This window comes from Carnobacterium sp. (assembly GCF_032094055.1).
Taxonomy (GTDB): Bacteria; Bacillota; Bacilli; order Lactobacillales; family Carnobacteriaceae; genus Carnobacterium_A.
This window is the reverse complement of record NZ_DAMDAK010000009.1, coordinates 23444-28806: the sequence shown is the minus strand read 5'-3', so window position 1 is coordinate 28806 and position 5363 is coordinate 23444. Positions and strand designations below refer to the sequence as shown.

Annotated in this window: 5 protein-coding genes; all 5 read right to left on the bottom strand. The window is 35.8% G+C overall.

Annotation, left to right across the window (positions count from 1 at the left end; all coding sequences use genetic code 11):
* A partial coding sequence (locus RT405_RS02640) for a fructose-bisphosphatase class III (protein WP_313467322.1) occupies nucleotides 1-1115 on the bottom strand: 1115 nt, incomplete at its 3' end.
* A 164-nt stretch (nucleotides 1116-1279) separates the two neighbouring features.
* Nucleotides 1280-1753: a glutathione peroxidase gene (locus tag RT405_RS02635; protein WP_313467321.1), complete on the bottom strand. Its 474-nt coding sequence runs from the start codon at nucleotides 1751-1753 to the stop codon at nucleotides 1280-1282.
* A gap of 193 nt (nucleotides 1754-1946) precedes the next feature.
* Entirely contained in the window at nucleotides 1947-2786 is an 840-nt protein-coding gene (locus RT405_RS02630) for a M55 family metallopeptidase (protein ID WP_313467319.1), read from the bottom strand.
* Nucleotides 2787-2810: 24 nt separating this feature from the next.
* Nucleotides 2811-3887, bottom strand: a complete 1077-nt coding sequence (locus RT405_RS02625; protein WP_313467317.1) for a M20/M25/M40 family metallo-hydrolase — start codon at nucleotides 3885-3887, stop codon at nucleotides 2811-2813.
* Between the two features lie 88 nt (nucleotides 3888-3975).
* Nucleotides 3976-5363: peptide ABC transporter substrate-binding protein (locus tag RT405_RS02620; RefSeq protein ID WP_313467315.1), on the bottom strand; the 1388-nt coding region annotated here is incomplete at its 5' end.

The following is a 5363-nucleotide window of genomic DNA, read 5'->3' as shown; positions in this document are numbered from 1 at the left end:
TTATAAGGATCGGCTGGATCAATGGTTGGAAAATACGTATTGGTCAAAGGATAAGTTTCGCCTTTGATCGTGATTGTTCCATTTTCATAATCAATCATATTTAAAACCATCCGGTGTTCCATCTTGAAATCCGGCTGTCTTTTAATGATGACACCTTCCAATTTAAACTGAATAATCGCAATGGCTTGATGCATTTTAGTGATTTGGCGTACTTCTTCTTCATAAAAATCTTTTTTCTCTTTATCGATTTTAGGATAAAAACCGTTTGCACTGTCTTCCGTATATGTCATTTCAGCAAAGGTCAGTAATTGGCGTAATGAAATGCCATAAGCATCTTCGATAATCTCTAAATTATCGTAACGCGCAGAGATCCGTAGAACATTAGCGATACAGACTGCCGATCCGCTAGCGGCTCCCATCCATAAAATATCATGGTTGCCCCATTGAATATCAACAGAGTGATGATCGATCAATGTATCAATAATTTTATCAGGATAAGGTCCTCTGTCATAAATATCTCCGACAACGTGCAAGTGATCGACAACTAAGCGCTGGATCAGATAGGAAATAGCTGCAATGAACTGAGGAGCTCGGTCTAGCGAAATGATACTTTGAATGATTTTGCTATAATAGTCTTCTTTATTTGAAAAACTGTTATCTTTCAATAGCAATTCTTCAATAATATAAGTAAATTCCTTAGGCAAAGCTTTTCGGACTTTAGAACTGGTGTATTTAGAAGCTACAAATACACATAATTCAATCAGACGCGATAAGGTCAATCGATACCATTCATCAATTTCTTCTTCGTTAACAATATCAGCTAAAATATTTTTGATTTTTTCTTCTGGATAATAAATTAGTGTAGCCAACGTACTCATATCTTTTTTACTTAAGCGGTCGGTAAATATCTCATTGATTTTTTCTTTGATATTTCCTGAACCATTACGCAAAACATGTTGAAATGCATCATATTCTCCATGAACATCACTAAGAAAATGTTCTGTCCCTTTAGGTAAATTCATAATGGCTTCTAAATTGATAATTTCTGTAGTGGTTTCTCCAATAGTCGGATACTCTTTAGCCAATAAAGTTAAGTATTTATTTTTGCTATCCATTATCATTCTCCTCCAAAACTTTCATGTATACCAATTAATTGTACCATAGACTTTCTACTTACGATCGTTTTTGCTTTTCTCATTTAAAAAAAATAAAACTGCCAGAAAGTACCGGCAGTTTTGTTTGCTGTGCTTAAATCGTTGAAAGTAAAGGAGTTGCAGTATCATGATGCTTCAATAGCTGATACGATAGCATCTTCAATTTTTTCCGGTTTCACCGTAGGACCAAAACGTTCAATAATTTCGCCGTCTTTACCAATTAAAAACTTAGTGAAATTCCATTTGATTTTTTTGTTTCCTGTCTGCTCAGTTAGATAATGATAAAGCGGAGCAGCTTCTTTTCCATTTACTTTGATTTTTTGATGCAAGGGAAAAGATACGTCATAGTTTACTTGGCAAAATTCTGTGATTTCATCATTTTCCAATGGTTCTTGGTTCATAAATTGGTTAGAAGGAAAGCCTAATACGACAAAGTCTTGTTCTTTATATTTCTTGTACAATTTTTCTAATCCTTCGAATTGAGGAGCCAATCCGCATTTGCTGGCTGTATTCACGATCAATAGAGGCTTTCCGCGATATTTATCCAGTGAAACTTCCTTGCCATCAATTTCTGTTACGGTAAAATCATAAATCGTCATGCTGTATGCCTTCTTTCTCCTTCATTTTTCTTATTATACCAAAGCAAATTGAAGAATACTCTTAATTCGTTTTAAAAAAACTGCCTTATCTAAAGAATGAGTCTTCAGATAGGACAGTTTTCGTAGCTTTTTTAAGTAAGTACTGCTTTTTAACACTAGTCATTTTTTAATTTCAGCTGCTCTTTTGATACATCTATTCCGTTCCTGCTAGTGTTACAATCCCCACAATGCCGTTGATCAGCGTCTTCATATCTTGACAGGTAATAGAAACTGTTCGTCCATCATGCCGAGTAGTTCCCGGTAAAAGTTCTACTTTATCCGCTTGAGCTGTATTGTAAAATTGGATTTTCAATTCAGCTGGCGTTTTCATTTGATACAACTGAATCTTATTATAATCACTTTCTAGTACCTCTACTACTTTGGCGATGGTATCTTCTCGGACTTGTTTACGTGGACGGTTTTTAACTGCATATCTCCCTAAAGAATCCTTTGTTTTTACAAAAGATACCCATGGCATCATACCTTTTTCGAATAATTGTGTCTCTAAGCCAGAATCTCCAATAATCAAACCTACTGGTACTCCTAATTCAGCTGCATAGGCTGCATTAACGGTAGTTTCATTCATATATTCTCCATTAATATAAAGATTATAGGCAGCTCTTGCGCTATAGCCATGATCAATACAGCCATTTTGTTCCCCAATACCTGCATGATACCCGACAAAAAAGACTAAATCGTAACTTTCATCTAACCTGCTCATCATATAATCTTTTCTAGGATAACCACTGACTAAACTAATCCGTTCATCCATATCGGCTAATAGATTATAAGATAAATGCAATCCTAATGCATGGGAATCAGAAATAGTAATTTCAGTAATCTTGTCATTGACTGTACTTTTTTGAATGCCTTCAATGACCCATTTAACTTGTTGATGGTACATTTCTCTAAAAATTACTTTGTCTTCTTTTTCAAATTGCGGATGAGCAATGCCTGCCATCCCTTCCATATCTACTGATAAATATAATTTCATTATATGCCCTCTTTTCTAAATTGCTTAAAAACTTGCAATCGTAGCTGCATCTAGTTCTTCAATAATCTTAACGGCTAAATTTACGGCATGTTGGTAATCGCTGAATGATACGATGCTGTGATGTGTATGTGCATAACGTACTGGTATCCCTAAAACAATCGTAGGTACTCCTTTTTCAGCTAAATTAATCACAGCACCATTCGTTCCACCACCTTTGCGCACCGATTCTTGAACAGGGATAGTATGCTTTTCAGCAATATCTAAGGCAAATTTTTGAAAGCGTGGATTTGTAATCATCAACACGTCCATATGACGCAACATAGGTCCCTTGTTTAAAGCACTTTGAATCATATGCGGCTCTGAAAAAGTATCATCTGCTGGACAACCTTCAAAAACAATCGCAATATCAGGCTGAACTTCTTTAATCGCAACTTTAATGCCTCGATCTCCTACTTCTTCTTGCGAACTAAAACTGCCTATTACATTAACTGGTAATTCTTTCCCTTGAAATCTTCCAATCGTATCTAACATTGCTGCACAGCCAATTCTACAATCAAATGCTTTTCCAAACATTCTTTCTTTTTCAGGAAAGTATTCAAAGGCTACGTCCGGTACAACCGGTGCACCTATCTTAATTTTAAAATCATTGACTGTTTCCTCATAACTTAAAGAGCCGATATCAATGACCATTTCACCCACATCTAACGGTTTGTTGCGATCGGCCTCTGACATAAAATGCGGTGGCTGACTAGCAATGATACCTGGAACATAAACTCCATCACTATTCCGAATCCGTACGCGGTGCGCTGGAATATTACTAGCAATCCAGCCACCAATAGTCAGAAAGACCAGTGTTCCATTCGGCTTAATCGCTTGGACCATAAAGCCTACCTCATCTGTATGTGCATCTAAGTGGACAATTGGTTGGTTTTCTTTATTTTCCTGCCTTTTCAAAAATAAGTTTCTAATCCGATCTTCTGATAACTCTCCAATCTCTTTTCCATATTTTTTTAAAACAGCTACAACTTCATCTTCGAAACCTGAAACACCATTAGCATTAGACAATTCTTTAATTACAGCAAGTGCTTTTTCTTTTTCCATTTTTTAACCGCTTCCTTTTTTCATTATCATTGTTTTCAATTAACTGTAGCGTGGCAAACTAGTTGTCACGCTACTAAATTTATCTTCTTTACTCTGTGATAGAAACTTTTTTATAATAAGGGCTTCCTAAAGGTCCTAACTCAAGGCCTTTTACTTTAGGATTGACTAAATGAACTTCAGATATTTGGTAAAGTGGTGTCACTGGGTGTTCAGTAAATAACAGTTCTTGTGCTTTTAACATAGAATCCCAACGCTTTTGGTTATCTAATGCATAATCTTCTGATGCTTCTTTTAAAAGCTGATCATATTGAGCATTATTCCATTGTCCGAAATTATTACTGTTAGAGGATTTAAATAAATTCAAAAAATCGATTGGGTCTGCATAAACTGGAGTCCATCCTCCTAAAACAATATCAAAGTCGCCACTGCGGCTTCTTTCAAGTCTATTTTTAAAAGGTACTGCGTTAACTTTTACAGTTAATCCATCCAAATTTTCTGCAATAACGCCTTGAAGGTATTCAGACACTTTCTTAGAAGAATCAATATCTGATGCTAGAATTGTTATTTCTCCTCCATCAATTCCTAGTTCTGCTTTTGCTTCAGTCCATAGTGCCTTCGCTTTCTTCACATCTGTTTTTGTCAGTTCTCCTGCATCTTTAGAAAAGTCTTCTCCACTATCAGCATTAGTAAAACCAAATGGAACAAAACCAGTTGCTTTTTTTGAACCATCATTTAACACGTTTTTTGCGATTTGGTCTGAATCAATAACTAAAGAGATAGCTTCTCGAGCTTTAAGGTTGCTCAAGATCTCTTTTTTCGTATTATATGAAATATAATACGTTCCCGGCATTTCCCGAATTTGCAACGCTTCATTATCTTGTTCATGTGCCACAAATTCTCCGTTTATTACTAAATCATCTAATTGTCCATCTTTGAATAAGTTAATGCCGGAAGACGTTTCTTTAATGACTTGCATTTGAACTTCGTCTAAATTCACTGCATCTTTTTCTCGGTATTGGTCATTTTTTACATACTTCCAACTCATGCTTGTTCCATTCCAATCTTCCAAAGTAAAGGGTCCGTTAGATAAAGTCGTTTCACTGCTAGTACCGAACTTATCACCTTGTTCCTCTACAAACTTCTCATTCATTGGAAAGAACGCCGGTATAGCAATCAATGAATTAATATATGGAATTGGATGTTCCAAAGTCAATTCTAATTCGTAATCATTTACTGCTTTGATTCCTAATTCAGTTGACGGAAGTTCTCCTTTAGCGATGGCTTCATAATTTTTTATACCTTCAAAATAATAAGATTGCTCTGCTGCTGTAGCTGGGTCTACTGTGCGTTGCCAAGAATAAACAAAATCTTTCGCGGTTACGTTGTCTCCATTACTCCATTTGCCATCTTCTCTCAATTTAATGGTATATACTAGCCCATCTTTTGAAGGTTTGGCTATTTCAGCAGCTAAAGCTG

Bases quoted from the DNA above. Each gene is read 5' to 3' on its own strand.
- RT405_RS02635 (WP_313467321.1), bottom strand. From the start codon at position 1,753: ATGACGATTTATGATTTTACCGTAACAGAAATTGATGGCAAGGAAGTT.
- RT405_RS02625 (WP_313467317.1), bottom strand. From the start codon at position 3,887: ATGGAAAAAGAAAAAGCACTTGCTGTAATTAAAGAATTGTCTAATGCT.
- RT405_RS02630 (WP_313467319.1), bottom strand. From the start codon at position 2,786: ATGAAATTATATTTATCAGTAGATATGGAAGGGATGGCAGGCATTGCT.